At 66.9% G+C, this 14,366-nt stretch carries 13 protein-coding genes; 8 read left to right on the top strand and 5 right to left on the bottom strand.

All coding sequences use genetic code 11. The features are described from left to right. Positions 1 to 65: 65 nt before the first annotated feature. Positions 66 to 1,403 carry a lipase family protein gene (locus tag ACQPYR_RS41950; RefSeq protein WP_433625513.1) on the bottom strand — a complete coding sequence of 446 codons (1,338 nt, stop codon included), beginning with the start codon at positions 1,401 to 1,403 and terminating at the stop codon, positions 66 to 68. Between the two features lie 170 nt (positions 1,404 to 1,573). On the opposite strand from ACQPYR_RS41950, the gene ACQPYR_RS41945 reads away from it, so the two are divergent. The 4 genes from ACQPYR_RS41945 (at position 1,574) to ACQPYR_RS41930 (ending at position 7,238) form a co-directional block, all read left to right on the top strand. Continuing rightward, complete coding sequence (locus ACQPYR_RS41945; RefSeq protein WP_433625511.1) at positions 1,574 to 2,356, top strand: SDR family oxidoreductase; 783 nt, start codon at positions 1,574 to 1,576, stop codon at positions 2,354 to 2,356. An 88-nt stretch (positions 2,357 to 2,444) separates the two neighbouring features. Then, the gene (locus tag ACQPYR_RS41940; RefSeq protein WP_433625508.1) at positions 2,445 to 3,578 is read left to right on the top strand and encodes a hypothetical protein; all 1,134 of its coding nucleotides are present in this window, start codon (positions 2,445 to 2,447) and stop codon (positions 3,576 to 3,578) included. Continuing rightward, complete coding sequence (locus ACQPYR_RS41935; RefSeq protein ID WP_433625506.1) at positions 3,565 to 5,163, top strand: hypothetical protein; 1,599 nt, start codon at positions 3,565 to 3,567, stop codon at positions 5,161 to 5,163. The genes ACQPYR_RS41940 and ACQPYR_RS41935 overlap by 14 nt, the downstream gene beginning before the upstream one ends. Before the next feature lie 236 nt (positions 5,164 to 5,399). Beyond that, positions 5,400 to 7,238, top strand: a complete 1,839-nt coding sequence (locus ACQPYR_RS41930; RefSeq protein ID WP_433625503.1) for a phosphoenolpyruvate carboxykinase (GTP) — start codon at positions 5,400 to 5,402, stop codon at positions 7,236 to 7,238. 456 nt (positions 7,239 to 7,694) lie between these two features. On the opposite strand, the gene ACQPYR_RS41925 is transcribed toward ACQPYR_RS41930, so the two are convergent. Then, a complete protein-coding gene (locus ACQPYR_RS41925) occupies positions 7,695 to 8,429 on the bottom strand; it encodes a phosphohydrolase (protein ID WP_433635400.1) in 735 nt (244 codons plus the stop codon). Positions 8,430 to 8,651: 222 nt separating this feature from the next. Next, positions 8,652 to 9,491, bottom strand: coding sequence for an NAD(P)H-binding protein (locus ACQPYR_RS41920; protein WP_433625500.1), 840 nt, complete (start codon positions 9,489 to 9,491; stop codon positions 8,652 to 8,654). Positions 9,492 to 9,554: 63 nt separating this feature from the next. Between ACQPYR_RS41920 and ACQPYR_RS41915 the strand changes: the two genes are divergently transcribed. The 3 genes from ACQPYR_RS41915 to ACQPYR_RS41905 all read left to right on the top strand — a co-directional run bounded on the left by ACQPYR_RS41915 (position 9,555) and on the right by ACQPYR_RS41905 (position 11,605). Continuing rightward, entirely contained in the window at positions 9,555 to 9,953 is a 399-nt protein-coding gene (locus ACQPYR_RS41915; RefSeq protein ID WP_387286680.1) for a winged helix-turn-helix transcriptional regulator, read from the top strand. 152 nt (positions 9,954 to 10,105) lie between these two features. Next, a complete protein-coding gene (locus ACQPYR_RS41910) occupies positions 10,106 to 11,056 on the top strand; it encodes a GlxA family transcriptional regulator (protein ID WP_433625497.1) in 951 nt (316 codons plus the stop codon). Positions 11,057 to 11,347: 291 nt separating this feature from the next. Next, the gene (locus tag ACQPYR_RS41905) at positions 11,348 to 11,605 is read left to right on the top strand and encodes a hypothetical protein (RefSeq protein ID WP_433625494.1); all 258 of its coding nucleotides are present in this window, start codon (positions 11,348 to 11,350) and stop codon (positions 11,603 to 11,605) included. Here ACQPYR_RS41905 and ACQPYR_RS41900 read toward each other — a convergent pair whose 3' ends face one another. Continuing rightward, complete coding sequence (locus tag ACQPYR_RS41900) at positions 11,606 to 13,048, bottom strand: aldehyde dehydrogenase (RefSeq protein ID WP_433625491.1); 1,443 nt, start codon at positions 13,046 to 13,048, stop codon at positions 11,606 to 11,608. Positions 13,049 to 13,256: 208 nt separating this feature from the next. On the opposite strand from ACQPYR_RS41900, the gene ACQPYR_RS41895 reads away from it, so the two are divergent. Next, positions 13,257 to 13,556: a hypothetical protein gene (locus tag ACQPYR_RS41895; protein ID WP_063046404.1), complete on the top strand. Its 300-nt coding sequence runs from the start codon at positions 13,257 to 13,259 to the stop codon at positions 13,554 to 13,556. A 2-nt stretch (positions 13,557 to 13,558) separates the two neighbouring features. Here the strand turns inward: ACQPYR_RS41895 and ACQPYR_RS41890 are convergent, their stop codons facing one another. Next, positions 13,559 to 14,341: a class I SAM-dependent methyltransferase gene (locus ACQPYR_RS41890; RefSeq protein ID WP_433635399.1), complete on the bottom strand. Its 783-nt coding sequence runs from the start codon at positions 14,339 to 14,341 to the stop codon at positions 13,559 to 13,561. Positions 14,342 to 14,366: the final 25 nt, after the last annotated feature.

The raw sequence follows: 14,366 nt of genomic DNA, 5'->3' as shown, positions 1-14,366 counted from the left end.
GCATCGCAGGATGCGGGCAGCAAGCGGTCGTAGCGGATCGCTTGCGGGTCACCTGAGGCGAACGGTTATGCGGCGCGTACGCGGGGGATTCGAGCGGCGGGCTCGGTCTCCTGACGCAGCGGCTTGCCCAGCGCCACCTTGACCGCGGTGCCGAGCATCTCCCACAGTCCGCGCACACCCGTGGGCGAGGCGGCGACCGACCACACCGTGCTGTCGCCGACTTCGCGCACCGGTTTTCCCGCGAGCCGATCGCTCAGCCAATCCAGGCTGATCGGCGTGGCCAGCGGAAGCAGGGAGAAGTGCTCGCTGAGCCGGTCGCGCACATAGGTGACCTGTGCGCCGCCGCGGCGATACCGCTCGACCTGGCCGTCGACGCCGTCCATATGGATGATCTGATCGTGCACCGGCTGCAACACCAGCAGCGGGCAGGTCGGGATGGAGTGACCGAGCCGCAGGTCGTCGAGCATGGCCTGCATATCGGGCGCGGCGAGCACCTCGGCGAGCGGACGGCTCAGATGGTGGCCGACATCTCTTTTGACGAGCCCGAGAACCGCCGCGAACGGTGTCGACCGTTCGGCGCGTTCGATGAGTCGCAGACCCTCGGCATCGCAATCGCTGTCGAATACCTCGGCCAGTGCCGGGTAGAGCCTGCGTAGCGCCGCGATCACGATCGTGGGCAGCCCGGCGTAATGCCCGCCGTTGAGTCGGGTGAATACCTGGCCGGGATCGCCGACCGGCGCGCCCAGTACCGCGCCGACGATATCGAGCTCCGGAGCGTAGGTCGGCGCCATCTCGACCAACCACGAACTGGCCATACCGCCGCCGGAATAACCCCAGACCGCGATCCGGGTATCGGGGCGCAGGCCCAGCGGCGCGAAGCGCAGCGCCGCGCGGATCCCGTCGAGTCCGCGGTAACCGGGCTCGCGCGGCGCGCCGAAATTCCCGTGCGGGCCCTCGTGATCGGCGATGCTCACCGCCCAGCCCCGGCGCAGCGCGTTGGCCACCAGCATCCATTCGAGTTGGGTGACCGAGCCGAGTGCGTGGGAACCGCGACGCAGTGCGTAGGAGGGGGAACATCGCTCGGTGACCGCGTCCATGGCGGTCTGGAAGGCCAGCAGCGGGCGGTCTTCGTTCGGGTCGGCGTCGAGCGGCAGCAGCACCGTGGTGACCGCCGCTTCCGGGGCGCCGTGCATGTCACAGCTGCGGTAGAGCAGCTGCCAGGCCGAGACCTGCTGCGGTACGAGACCGAACAGTGCGAGTTCGACGCGACGGCTGCGCAGGATGGTCCCGGCCGGCCGGGCCGCGAAACCCTTCGGTGGACGGAGGAATGGATCGCTACTGGGTAGCAGCGGCTTCCGATCGCCGGACGCGTCCGGCTCGACACCGATGACATCGACGGTCACGGCAACCTCCTCATCGAGACCAGCGGAACGGATTCCGCCTGGTCGGCTGCCGCGTTCGAAAAACGAAGCTGCGCACCGACTATGGTGCCGACCATCCCGCCAGATTAAGTGACCATGGCATCTGTGGGAACCCCGAGGTAGGGGGCTTGCCCCCGCACTAGACTGCGCGCATGAGCAGACCGACTGTGTTCATCACCGGCGCGGCGGCGGGGATCGGCCGGGCCACGGCCCTACTTTTCGCAGCACAGGGGTATCACGTCGGTGCATACGATATCGATGAGGTGGGGCTGACCAGGCTCGCGGCCGATATCCACGCCGCCGACGGCAGTGTGCGCACCGGGGTGCTGGATGTGACGAACGACACTCACTGGACCGAGCGTCTCGCGGAGTTCAACGGTGACGAGAACCGGCTCGACATCCTCGTCAACAATGCGGGCATCCTGCGCGCGGGTTCGTTCGAATCGATCGATCTGGCCACACACCAGACAATCATCGAGGTCAATCTCGGCGGGGTCATAGCGGGTACGCATGCCGCGTTCAGCTATCTGCGCGATACGCCCGGTGCTCAGGTGGTGAATCTGTGCTCGGCGTCGGCGATCTACGGTCAACCCGAACTCGCCAGCTACGGTGCGACCAAGTCCGCGGTCAAAAACCTCACCGAGGCACTGGATCTCGAATGGGAGCGCCACGATATCCGAGTGATCGCGGTGTGGCCGCTGTTCGTGGCCACCGCGATGGTGGACGGAGTCGAAACCGGTACGACCAAATCGCTCGGCGTGCGTCTGACCGCCGAGGATGTCGCGCACGGGATCTGGGACGCGACCCGCAAGCGCGGGCGGCTGCCGCGGGTGCACTACGAAATCGGCGCGCAGGCAAAGGTACTGGCGGCCGCCGCGAAATACGCGCCGAACTGGGCCGTGCGGACCGCGAACAAATACTTCAGCGGCAGCTGACCCCTTCGAGCGGCCTGCAAGCGGTCGCTATGGCCCGTCCGCCCGGTATGTCTGCAAGAATGGCGCACCGAAAAGGGGGTGCGAAGCTTTGCCGACAGCTACCGAATCCGACGGGCCCCGGATCAGACCGGGCGGACCCGCACGGGAACTGGACCAACTCGACCACCTGCTCGCGACGCTGCGCTCGGGTGCCGATCCGCGGATCGTGGGCCAGGTGGGGACCGCCATCGCGCGGTGGCGTCGGCCGCCGCGCATTCAGGTGACCGGGCGGGCGCATACCGGGCGGACCACCGTGCTGCACGCGCTGGCATTGATGTCGGCGGTGGAGACGGCGCCGATCGACGAACCGGGCGTCGCCGATCCCGAACTCGACGCCGACATCATCGTCTACGTGCTCTCCGGTGCGCCACAGCCCGCGGACCGGCGGATTCTGTCGGACCTGCCGCCGGAGCGCACGGTCGCGGTGCTGAACAAGGCCGATGCCATCGGATCCAGGTGGGGTGATGCGGTCGCCGCCGCCGAGCAGTACAGCGGCGGACTCGGGACGGTCACGCTGCCGGTGGTCGCCTCGCTGGCCGTGCGCACCAGGGCCGGTGCGGTGAGCGAGGCCGATATGGCCACGCTGCGTCGCCTGGCCGAAACCGCGGATCCGGCGCTCACGCTTTCGCCCGACCTGTTCGTCGCGGCATCGGCCGGACCGGATGTCGCCGAGCGCGAAGAACTGCTGCAGCGTTGGGATCTGTACGGCGTGACCTGCGCGCTGTCGGCGTTGCGGCAAGACCCCGAACTGGGTCCGCACGCACTGCTGCAGATCATGCACGCGGCCAGCGGTATCGATCCGCTGCACCGCTTATTGCACCGCCGCTATGAACAGGTCTGCGCACTGCGCGGCGGCGAACTCCTCGACGAACTGGCCCGTCTCGCCGCCCGCGCCGTCCCGGCCGACGGCGCGAACGCACGGGACGTGCTGGAGGACTACCTCTTCGGCGACGATGCCCTCTGGCTCGGCCTCTGCGCGGGCCTCGCCTACCCGCAGGTCGCCCACCTGGCCGCCGGATATCGCGCACCCGCGCCGTCCGATGCCGATGACGCCCTGGCCCGCGCCGCCCGCTGGCGCGCGGTGGTCTCCAGCGATATGTCCCCTGCGGCTCGCCGCGCCGCCCTCCGCGTGCACAACGGCTACATCCGGCTATGGGAACGGATGAGCAGTGCCGGACTCTGAACAGCCGAGTTCCGGGGGCATGGAGCCGTCGGCCTCGGGTGCGCCCGAGCGTGATGAATCCGCCACTGCTCCACGCCGATCCGCACCCGAGCAGGGCTCGCTGACTCCAGAGGTCGAGGCGGTCATCGCGCGGTGGAATCCACAGGGGACCGCGCTGTTGCGCGCGGTGCGGGGGACGGGGGTGGTGGCGTCGGCGGTGTCGCTGATCGGGCCCGATGACGCCAATACGAGCCTGTTGCGCACCGAACTGGCTCGGTTCGAGCCGCGGATCCCGCTCTCGGATCCGGTGCCCGATGCGAGCGCGGCGGTGGAGACCACGTCGCCGTCGGGTAATGCGCCGTCGGCGGTCGCGCTCATGCTGTTGGACGCGGGTAGCGCCCTCGGCGCGGACACTGTGCACGTGGTGCAGCGCTTGCGCGCCGACGGCACCCGGGTCCTGCTCGCCATGAACGGTATCCACGCCTATCAGGACTGGCGCGCGGTGCAGGCGCACAACCTCGAACTGCTCGCCGCCCAGGGCATCGACGATCTGGAGATCGTGCCGGTATCGGCGCGGCTCGCGGTGGCGGGCCGATCGGCTGGCGATGCGGGTCTGCTCGATCGCTCCGGACTCGGCGCGCTGCATGCGGAACTCGCGGCGGCCACGGCCGGCGCCGAATCCGACGACCGGGTCGCCGCGGTCACCACGCGCGTGTTGACCGATACCCGCCGACGGGTCGCCGAACAGGTTTCGGTGCTGCGCTCCGGCGCGGAACCGATCCAGTGGCGCGAGGAACGCGCCGTGCTGCTCGCCGGACGTGACGGCGGCCGCGCCACCGCCATGTCCACCCTGCGCAGCCAGCTGCATCTGGCCAGGGTCGATCTGATGACCGAAGTCGGGGCCCGGGTCCGCGCGCTGCACGCCGCCGCCCGGGGCGAACTCGACCGTTTGCGCCGCGCCGAATTCGGCGGCTACCCCGAACGCCTACAGCAGGCGGTCAACGAACTGACCAACGTCGTGGACGGCACCATCGACCAGCGGCTGTCCGAGCTCACCGACCGAGTCGGCGCAGCACCGGAACACGACCGCGGCATGCCACCGCGGTGGCGCGATCCGGCCCCGCGTGTCGGTCCGGATCCGGAGCCGCGGCACCGAGGTGTCGAAGATCACCTCATGATCGCGCTGGGTGCGTCCGCTGGGGTCGGCATCGGCCGCCTACTGGTCGCCCCGTTCTCCCTCGTGCAAGCCCTCAATTTCGCGGTCCTGCCCGTGACGCTGCTGCTCGGAGCGGGTGCGGCGGCCTGGGTGGTGCGGGCCCGCGGCCAGGTCGCCGACCGTGCCCACCTCCGTCAATGGGTCTCGGACGCGCTGGTCAATGTGAAGGCCCATTTGGAGCAGCGGGTCGCCACCGCGCTGGTGGAATCGGAGACCGCGCTATCGGACCGCGTCATGCGCGCGAGCACCGAGCGAATCGTCGAAATCGACCGTCAGGTGGCCGAATTGGAGGCCAGACTGCGCCGTGCCGCGGCCGAGCAACCGGGACAGCTCGCCGCCTGCGAACGCGATATCGCCATACTCGACCGATATCGGACTTCTTTTGACTAGGTAACTTAGTGGGTACTCCTGGGGAACCCGATTCCGTACTGGTCGTCACATCGCGTTAACCTCTTAAGCAGGAACCTGGGCGTCCGCTTCGTCCTTGTACGCGGTCCAGCCATGACGCGCTTTCGACTGGTCGTAGCGGGTGCCTTCCCGCCAACGGTGGCGCTCGGTGTGTTCGCGCTGGTCATGGGTCAGTCCAGGCGGAAACACCTTGAACCGCCCATCTCAGGAGAGTTTTCATGACCTCAGCGACCATTCCTGGTCTTCGCGATTCCGACGGCAAGCAGCCGACCGAGCACAGCGAACTACTCGCCTGGGTACAGGACGTCGCAGAACTCACTCAGCCAGAGCGAGTGGTCTGGGCGGACGGTTCCGACGAAGAGTGGGATCGGCTGACCGCTCAGCTCGTTGCGGCGGGCACCTTCCAGAAGCTCAACGAGGACAAGAAGCCGAACTCGTTCCTCGCCCTCTCCGACCCCTCCGATGTGGCGCGGGTCGAATCCCGCACCTACATCTGTTCGAAGACCGAGGCCGACGCGGGCCCCACCAACAACTGGGTCGACCCCACCGAGATGCGCGCCACCATGACCGAGCTGTACCGCGGCTCGATGAAGGGCCGCACCATGTACGTGGTGCCGTTCTGCATGGGCCCGCTCGGCGCCGAGGACCCCAAGCTGGGCGTGGAGCTCACCGACTCCGAATACGTCGTGGTCTCGATGCGCGTGATGACCCGGATGGGCACCGCCGCGCTGGAGAAGCTCGGCACCGACAAGCCGTTCGTGAAGGCCCTGCACTCCGTCGGCGCCCCGCTGGCCGACGGCCAGGCCGATGTGCCGTGGCCGTGCAACGACACCAAGTACATCACCCATTTCCCCGAGGATCGCGAGATCTGGAGCTACGGCTCCGGCTACGGCGGCAATGCGCTGCTCGGCAAGAAGTGCTACTCGCTACGCATCGCCTCGGCCATGGCCCACGACGAGGGCTGGCTGGCCGAGCACATGCTGATCCTCAAGCTGATCTCCCCCGAGGACAAGGCGTACTACATCGCCGCGGCGTTCCCGAGCGCCTGCGGTAAGACCAACCTCGCGATGATCCAGCCGACGATTCCCGGCTGGCGCGCGGAGACCCTGGGCGACGACATCGCCTGGATGCGGTTCGGCAAGGACGGCCGCCTGTACGCGGTGAATCCGGAGTTCGGATTCTTCGGCGTCGCGCCGGGCACCAACTACAGCTCCAACCCCAATGCCATGGCCACCATGGAGGCGGGCAACACCGTCTACACCAACGTCGCGCTGACCGATCACAACGACGTGTGGTGGGAGGGCCTGGAGGGCGAGCCCGATCACCTGATCGACTGGAAGGGCAACGACTGGTACCTGCGGGAGACCGAAACCCTTGCCGCGCACCCGAACTCCCGGTACTGCACGCCGATGTCGCAGTGCCCGATCCTGGCCCCCGAATGGGACGACCCGCAGGGTGTGCCGATCTCGGCCATTCTGTTCGGCGGCCGCCGCAAGACCACGGTTCCGCTGGTGACCGAATCCTTCGACTGGCAGCACGGCGTCTTCATGGGCGCGACCCTGTCGTCCGAGCAGACCGCCGCCGCCGAGGGCAAGGTCGGCACCGTGCGCCGCGACCCGATGGCGATGCTGCCGTTCATCGGCTACCACGTCGGTGACTACCTGAACCACTGGATCAATGTCGGCAAGAACGCCGATGCGAACAAGCTGCCGAAGATCTTCTACGTCAACTGGTTCCGTCGCGGTGGCGACGGCCGCTTCCTGTGGCCCGGATTCGGTGAGAACTCCCGCGTGCTGGAGTGGATCGTCGGCCGCATCGAGGGTTCGGCGCAGGCCGAGCCCACCGCGATCGGCAATGTGCCCACCGCCGCCCAGATGGACCTCGAGGGTCTGAATGTCGACCCGGTCGATGTCGACGAGGCACTCGCCGTCGATGCCGACGAATGGCGCAAGGAGATCCCGCTCATCGAGGAGTGGTTCGAATTCGTCGGCGACAAGCTGCCCTCCGGCGTGCGCGACGAGTTCGAGGCGCTGAAGGAGCGCTTGGGCTCTGTCTAATTGCAGCGCCTGCGGCGCTGCGTGTTCGCGGCCCCCTGGTGTCTCGCTTCCGAGCGGCCGAGACTCGCGACTTCGTCGCATGCGCTTCGGCCACTCGGATGCGAGACGGGCCGCGAACGTCGCTCGTAAGACTCGCTCCGTTGTGGCTGAGTAATCGCCGAAACTGGACACCGCCCGCACTGTCTCGCGACGGTGCGGGCGGTTTCGTTTGTGGCTATGCGCCGTCCGGCATGTCAGCGTGTCGCCTCCAGATGAGGGTGGCGGTGGGCGACAGGCGGTTCGCATCCGAGCGGCCGAGACTCGCGACTTCGTCGCATGCGCTTCGGCCACTCGGATGCGAGACGGGCCGCGAACGTCGCTCGTAAGACTCGCTCCGTTGTGGCTGAGTAATCGCCGAAACTGGACACGCCCGCACTGTCTCGCGATGGTGCGGGCGGTTTCGTTTGTGGCGGAGTGCTATTCGGAGAACGGGGCGCGGGCGATCAGTTGACGGAAGCCCGCGGTTCGTATGAGCCATCGGGCGCGGCCGTCGGGCACCGCGGCCGCCTCGTTCGTAAACGCTTCGGTCACGTGCTGTTTGAAGTTGTGCCGTGGATGACGACGCAGCAGTTCCTCGACCCAGCGCGGGTCGAGATCGGACATTCGTGCCCCGAACACGTCCACGGCCGCGCCGGCGGAAACGAGGCCGAGATCGTCGACGTTGTCGGCCACCCCGATGGTGAGATGTGCGGCGATCGCGGCGCCGACCGTCTCCGCCTGCTCCGGTGTCGCACCTGCGCCGAGGACGAATCCGACGGCGCGCTCGGCCCCGGTCACCGCGAAACACCTTCCGGGCGTTGGATGTTCGAGCTGCAAATCGTGCAGTAGGCAGGAGACGTAGGCCAGCTCGTCGTCGTATTTCGTGCCGTCGAATTCAGCGAGCGCGCGCCCGAAGAAATAACTCCGATATGAGTGCTCCAACACGTGCACCGAAAGGCATTCCCGCGCTTCCTCTTCCGCGGCCTTGGCCAGCTTCGAATCGGGCAGTCGGAGTTCCGCGAAATCCACCCGCCCGCTCCCGCCTCTCCCGAGTGCCAACGCGGCCTGCCCGGCAACGAGCCGGGGCGCGCCCACAACAAGCTTGGCAGTCAGCTGCCTCCGCTGACCACTGGAAAGCGCCCCACCGGTACGCCTCGCCCATTCCCAATCCATCCCCACCGGCGCACCCACATCGCTCTCCTTCTCCTCGAACACGTCTCGCTCTCAGTGAAGCCCCCCAGCCCCCCACCGACGAGTGGCGCAAACGCCAGTAACCCTCGGATTCCCGCCAACATCACCAGCCAAGGGTTCGCACTGGCCAGGCGATCACGTGGAAACAGCGGCGGCAAAACGCCCGAGAAGCCGCCGCCGTCAGTTCCATCTGATCTTGATAGGTCAGCGGAAGTCGAGAGCGTGATCTTGTGCCCACTGGGCGAAGGTGTGGGCGGGGCGGCCGGTGATGTCTTCGACGATCGTCGATACCTGCGGTGGTTCGGTGACGCCTGCCTGCCATCCGGCCAGGACGGCCTCGACGCCGATCTCCGGCATGGTCTTGCCCAGTTCCACGCGGGCCTGCTCGTCGGAAATCACCTCGAAGGCGATTTCACGATCGATGGCCACGCCGATCTGTCGCACCTGCTCGCGCAGGGTCAGTGACTCGGCGCCCCATACGGTGTAGGCCTGGCCGTGGTGACCGGGCTCGGTCAGCGCGGTCACGGGGAGTGCCGCCAGATCCTTCTCGTGGATGGGTGCGGTCCTGGCGTCGGGATACGGCATCCGGACGACGCCCTCGTCCCGGATGGAATGCTGCCACCACCAGAGGGCGTTCGTGGCGAACATGCCGGGACGGATGAAGGTCCAATTCAGATCGGACTTCTCGATGGCGGACTCGATGACGCTGTGCATCAAGGCAATTGGATTGCTCGACGCATTGCTCTGCACCACGGCGCCCGACGATAGGAACACCACGTGCCTTACTCCGGCAGCTTCGGCGGCTGCCACGAATCCGTCGATCCCCTCGGGCTTGGCGTAGAGGAAAACGCGCTGCGCGCCTTCGAGTGCGGCGGGCAGCGTTTCGGGCTGCTCGAGATCGGCTGCGACGACCTCCGCGCCCGGCGGGAAGCCTGCGGTGGCGGGTTCCCTGCTCGTCGAACGGACCTGTTCCCCTCTCGAAATCAGGCCCTCCACCACGTGGCGACCGACATTGCCTCTGGCTCCGAAAACAACTGTGACCATGGCGGCAGCGTAGGCGGCCGGGCTTACTCATGGTAAGGACATACCTTCAGGTAAGCTCCAGAAATGGCGGTACGTTCGCAGGTCGAGCCCACTACCTGGCAGGGCATGAGTGACGCATTCAACAGTGAGTGTCCGGCACGCGAGGTGCTCGACCACATTACGAGCCGCTGGGGCATGCTGATCCTGACCGCGCTGACCGACGGGCCGCTACGGTTCTCCGAGTTGCACGCCAAAATCGGTGGTATCAGCGAGAAGATGCTGTCGCAGACGTTGCGCACGCTCGGTCGCGACGGGCTGATCGCGCGCACCGTCGAGCCCACCACGCCACCGCGAGTCAGCTACGAACTCACCGAACTCGGCCATGGACTCACCGAATCGCTGCACCAGTTCCTCGGTTGGATCCGTCAGCACACGGTCGAGGTCATGGCCGCCCAGCGCCGCCACGATCGCCAGCGCCAGTAATCTCTCGGTGCGCGAAAGCCAGCGCCTATTGCGTTGGCCGAGGCGCCGGGGTATCTGATCGACAACTGCACGAGGCGGGTGCCGCACCCTCGCGGTGCGCAGCTGATGGCAGGGTTTCCCCCGGACGCTCGGATTCATGCCAAACTGAGGGCGTGCAGCAGGTAGTCGCGCTGGCGCTGGACGGCGTCATGACCTACGACCTGGCCTGCGCGGTCCAGGCATTCCGCCACGGGCCGGGCAAGGCCGGGGAGCCGGTGGGGTTCGAGATGCGGACCTGTGGAGTGCGGCCGGGTCCGGTGTGGACCCCGAACGGTTTCGAACTCCGGGTCGATGAGGGGCTCGAGGCGTTGGCGAGCGCCGACATCGTGGTGCTTCCGGGAATCGGGTTGCCCACGCTGCCGCCGGCCGAGGAGGTGCTCGATGCGCTGCGGGCCGCGTCGGAGCGCGGCGCGACCATGGTGAGCATTTGTGTCGGCGCGTTCATCCTGGCGCGGGCCGGACTCCTGGACGGGCGGCCCGCCACCACCCACTGGGCGTATTGCGATGAATTCGCCGCACTGTTCCCAACGGTAAAGCTCGACCCCGCCGCGCTTTACGTGGACGACGGTGACGTGCTCACCTCGGCGGGATTGTCCGCGGGAATGGACCTGTGTCTGCATATCGTGCGTCGAGAGCTGGGTGCGGGTGTAGCGGCCGATCTGGCCCGCTGGAATGTGACACCACCGCACCGCGAGGGCGGTCAGGCGCAATACATTCCGGATGCCTTGGGCGGCAATGACTTCCCGGGCGCGCTGGCCGCGACCATGGCCTGGGCGGCGGCGAATCCGGCTGCGGTGCCGGATGTTTCGGCGCTTGCCGGACATGCGCTGATGAGCGAACGCACATTCATCCGCCGATTCAAAGCCGAGGTGGGCACCACGCCGCGGCGCTGGTTGGAGGCGCAGCGCACCGTGCGTGCCAGAGAGTTGCTGGAGACTACCGAACTGCCCGTCGAAGTTGTTGCGGCACAGTCCGGATTCGGTAGCGTCACCGCGCTGCGGGTGCATCTGCGCGCGGCCACCGGTACGACGCCCGCCGGTTATCGCCGGTCGCTGCATCGCTAGCAAATCTCGTCGGCGAATGGGCGTACCAGGCGGTATTGATCGGTCGATGTTCTCGGATTGTCGGATCTGAAGCCGTCGGTGCGCTACGGTTGATTTGCCCGGACGTGCCTCGTATTAATAAGAGGCCTGTCCGGGAGGGGCTTATGCTACGCGTGTTTTCCGTCTCATGACCCGCCAGATCGATTGCCAATTATTAACTATGTGACTTAGATCGACTGAACTACTTCCCTTTCGACTCGCGAATCCGAGCCTTGCGGCCAGCGATGAGATCAACGCATGAGAGGTGGTTGGATGAATACGGCATCGCGAAGCGATTCCTCGAGGGGTGGCGGTCGGGTGACGGGTGGGCCCGATCTGGAAATCGGCCCGCTGGCGGTGCCACAGATCGAGCCGGCGGCCGCGAGCACACCGCTGCGGCGCGCTGCCGGACGTTTGCAGGACGCGCTGCCATCGGGTTGGCAGGTCGAAATCGTCGACGCCGGTGCGCCGAGGATCGTCGACGCACCGGATCGTCAGCCGGTAGTCCGGGTGGTTATGCCGGGGGCTTGACTACCCAGTCCATCCCATCGGCATCAGCAGGGACTTCTGCTCGCAGAATGCGTCCAGACCCTCTGGTCCGTTCTCCCGGCCGAGGCCGGAGTTCTTGTAGCCGCCGAAGGGCGAACTGGGGTCGAATGCATACCAATTGATCGCGTAGGTTCCGGTACGCACCCGCGCCGCAATTTCCGCGCCGTGCTCGATATCGGCGGTCCAGACCGAGCCGGCCAGGCCGTATACGGAATCGTTTGCGATGGCCACCGCTTCGTCCTCGGTCTCGTATGGGATGACCGACAGGACCGGGCCGAAAATCTCCTCCTGCGCGATCGTCGACTTGTTGTCGACATCGGCGAAGATGGTCGGCTCGACGAACCAGCCGCGGTCCACATTTGCCGGGCGGCCGCCGCCGAGCACCAGTCGCGCGCCCTCCTCCTTGCCCTTGGCTATATAGCCCTCGACGCGGTCACGCTGACGTTCGGAGATCAGTGGGCCGAAGGTCGTCGCCGGATCGGTGGGATCGCCGGTTTTCAGCGTCTGCACGTGCTCGACCAGCGCCTCCAGGATCTCGTCGTAGCGGCTGCGCGGCGCGAGAATGCGGGTCTGCGCGACGCAACCCTGGCCGCTGTTCATCAGACCGGAGAAGGCGAGCACCGGGATATTGGCGATATCCATATCCGGCAGCAGGATTGCCGCTGATTTGCCGCCCAGCTCGAGCGAGACGCTTTTGAGCTGTCCGGTCGCAATGGCGCCGATCTTGCGACCGACCGCGGTGCTGCCGGTGAAGGTGACCTTGTCGACGCCCGGATGCGAGACCAGATATTCCGCGGCATCCGCCTCGGCGGGCAGGATCGACAGCACGCCCTCGGGCAGGCCCGCCTCGGTGAAGATTTCCCCGATCTTGTTGGCGGTCAACGGAGTCAGCGGCGCGGGCTTGAGCACCACCGTGCATCCGGCGAGCAATGCGGGCGCGAGCTTATTGGCCGCGAGAAACAGCGGGACATTCCAGGCCGTGACGGCCGCGACCACACCGCGCGGCTCCCGCGAGACCCGCGCGGTGCCGAACAGGCCGGTGCGGGTTTCGTTCCAGGGGAAGGACTCGGCCAGTCCGGCGTACGCGTCGAGCGTGGCCACCGCCGGAATCTGGTTGAGCGTCATGGCGATCATCTGCGGTGCGCCCATTTCCGCGGTGAGCGTGGCGAGCAGGTCCGCCGAACGCTCCTCGATCAGGCGTGCGGCGCGCGTGAGTACCTGGGCGCGCTCCGCGGGCGGTGTGGAGGGCCATGGACCGTTGTCGAAGGCGTGCCGGGCGGCGGCTACCGCGGCGTCGACGTCGGCGCGACCGACCACCGGGACGCTGCCCACCGGCTCGACCGTCGCGGGCGAGATGACCTGGAGGCGCTCGGTGGCGGCGGGCGCGGTCCAGCGGCCGCCGATGAACAGGCTGTCGTAATGCATGAGAACACGTTACAGTTTTGTGGTCCGATTGTCTGTAACGTGTTCCAGTTTGCCGTCTGGCCGACGGTCTGAACTGCGCGAATTCCAACCTGTCGGTTCGCTTTTCAGAGAACGCACTATTGCGTTCTGTTTCTGCACCGGTCATGCTGTAGCTACTGATCAGCTCGCTCGATTCATGAACCGATTACGCAATTGGGGAGTCAGAGTCATGGCGGTGCAAGTGATCGGTCGGTCGTTGATGACCAGCGACCAGACCGAGCATCAAGCTAAAAGTGTCGGCGCAGGTGGGTGGGTGGTTTCCTTCCTACCGGGCCGGACGCTGACCATCGAGCAGGCAACCGCCGCGATGCAGGCCGCCGAGGCGGTCGCCGTCGTCGGAATGCTGGCTGATCAGGTCGGTCTGACCACCCTGGAGACGGTCGGTTTGGCCATTCAGGAATCGCCATGGGCGGCCACGATCAACGCATGCGGGCGCAGGAGCTGGCGCCGGGGCTGGCTGGAGAAGTAGCGCTACGGCTTGCTGGCCACAACCACCAGATTGCTCACCAGTAACTCTCGCAACACGGGTACGCGAACCACCCACCAGGCCCAACGCGGGTGGTAGCGGGGGAAAATGATGCGCACATCTGCGGAAGTGCCTGCCGCCCAACGCAACCCGTCGGCGGCGCGGACCGCGAACAGCGACTTGCCGAAGCGGTTCTTCGGCTCCCGGCCGGTCTTGCGGCGGTATCGGCGCGCTGCGTACTCACCACCGAGGTAGTGCCACGGCCCTGTTTCGTGGCCGCCGAACGGGCCGTGCCAGACCGTGTACGACAGCAGTATCAAGCCGCCCGGACGGGTCACGCGGACCATTTCGTCGGCCATGACCCACGGCTGCGGCACATGCTCGGCGACATTCGACGAGAAGCAGATGTCGACGGCGTTATCGCGGAACGGCAGTGCCATACCGGACCCGCGGACCGCGCCCGCTACCGAGAGTCCGGCGGCGTGCATCTCCGATGGGTCGGGCTCGACGGGGATGTAGCGTGCACCGGTCTTGACGAATTCGTCGGCGAAGTAGCCGGGACCGCCGCCGACATCCAGGATGGTCGCGCCATCGAGGCTGTGTCCGGTGATATCTGTGTAGAAGTCGCCGAGCATCGCCGCGCTGTCGGCGGCCAGACCGCCGTAGAACAGTGCGGGATCGGTCTGCTCGAATCGGAAACTGCCGAGCAGTCGCAGCGACCGGAGCAAGGTCGCCCGCCGCGCGAACCGGGACACGGCTCGTGCGCGCCGTGGGGCATGGGCCGCCACGGCCTCGGCTGGCTCGGTTTCAGCA

The organism is Nocardia sp. CA-120079, assembly GCF_050955745.1.
Classification (GTDB): domain Bacteria; phylum Actinomycetota; class Actinomycetes; order Mycobacteriales; family Mycobacteriaceae; genus Nocardia.
This window is presented reverse-complemented; position numbering and strand designations above follow the sequence as displayed.

Excerpts from the sequence above, each read along its gene's own strand:
- ACQPYR_RS41920 (WP_433625500.1), bottom strand. The coding sequence starts at position 9,491 with ATGGTCACAGTTGTTTTCGGAGCCAGAGGCAATGTCGGTCGCCACGTG.
- ACQPYR_RS41945 (WP_433625511.1), top strand. The coding sequence starts at position 1,574 with ATGAGCAGACCGACTGTGTTCATCACCGGCGCGGCGGCGGGGATCGGC.
- ACQPYR_RS41930 (WP_433625503.1), top strand. The coding sequence starts at position 5,400 with ATGACCTCAGCGACCATTCCTGGTCTTCGCGATTCCGACGGCAAGCAG.
- ACQPYR_RS41895 (WP_063046404.1), top strand. The coding sequence starts at position 13,257 with ATGGCGGTGCAAGTGATCGGTCGGTCGTTGATGACCAGCGACCAGACC.
- ACQPYR_RS41915 (WP_387286680.1), top strand. The coding sequence starts at position 9,555 with ATGGCGGTACGTTCGCAGGTCGAGCCCACTACCTGGCAGGGCATGAGT.
- ACQPYR_RS41900 (WP_433625491.1), bottom strand. The coding sequence starts at position 13,048 with ATGCATTACGACAGCCTGTTCATCGGCGGCCGCTGGACCGCGCCCGCC.
- ACQPYR_RS41925 (WP_433635400.1), bottom strand. The coding sequence starts at position 8,429 with ATGGATTGGGAATGGGCGAGGCGTACCGGTGGGGCGCTTTCCAGTGGT.
- ACQPYR_RS41905 (WP_433625494.1), top strand. The coding sequence starts at position 11,348 with ATGAATACGGCATCGCGAAGCGATTCCTCGAGGGGTGGCGGTCGGGTG.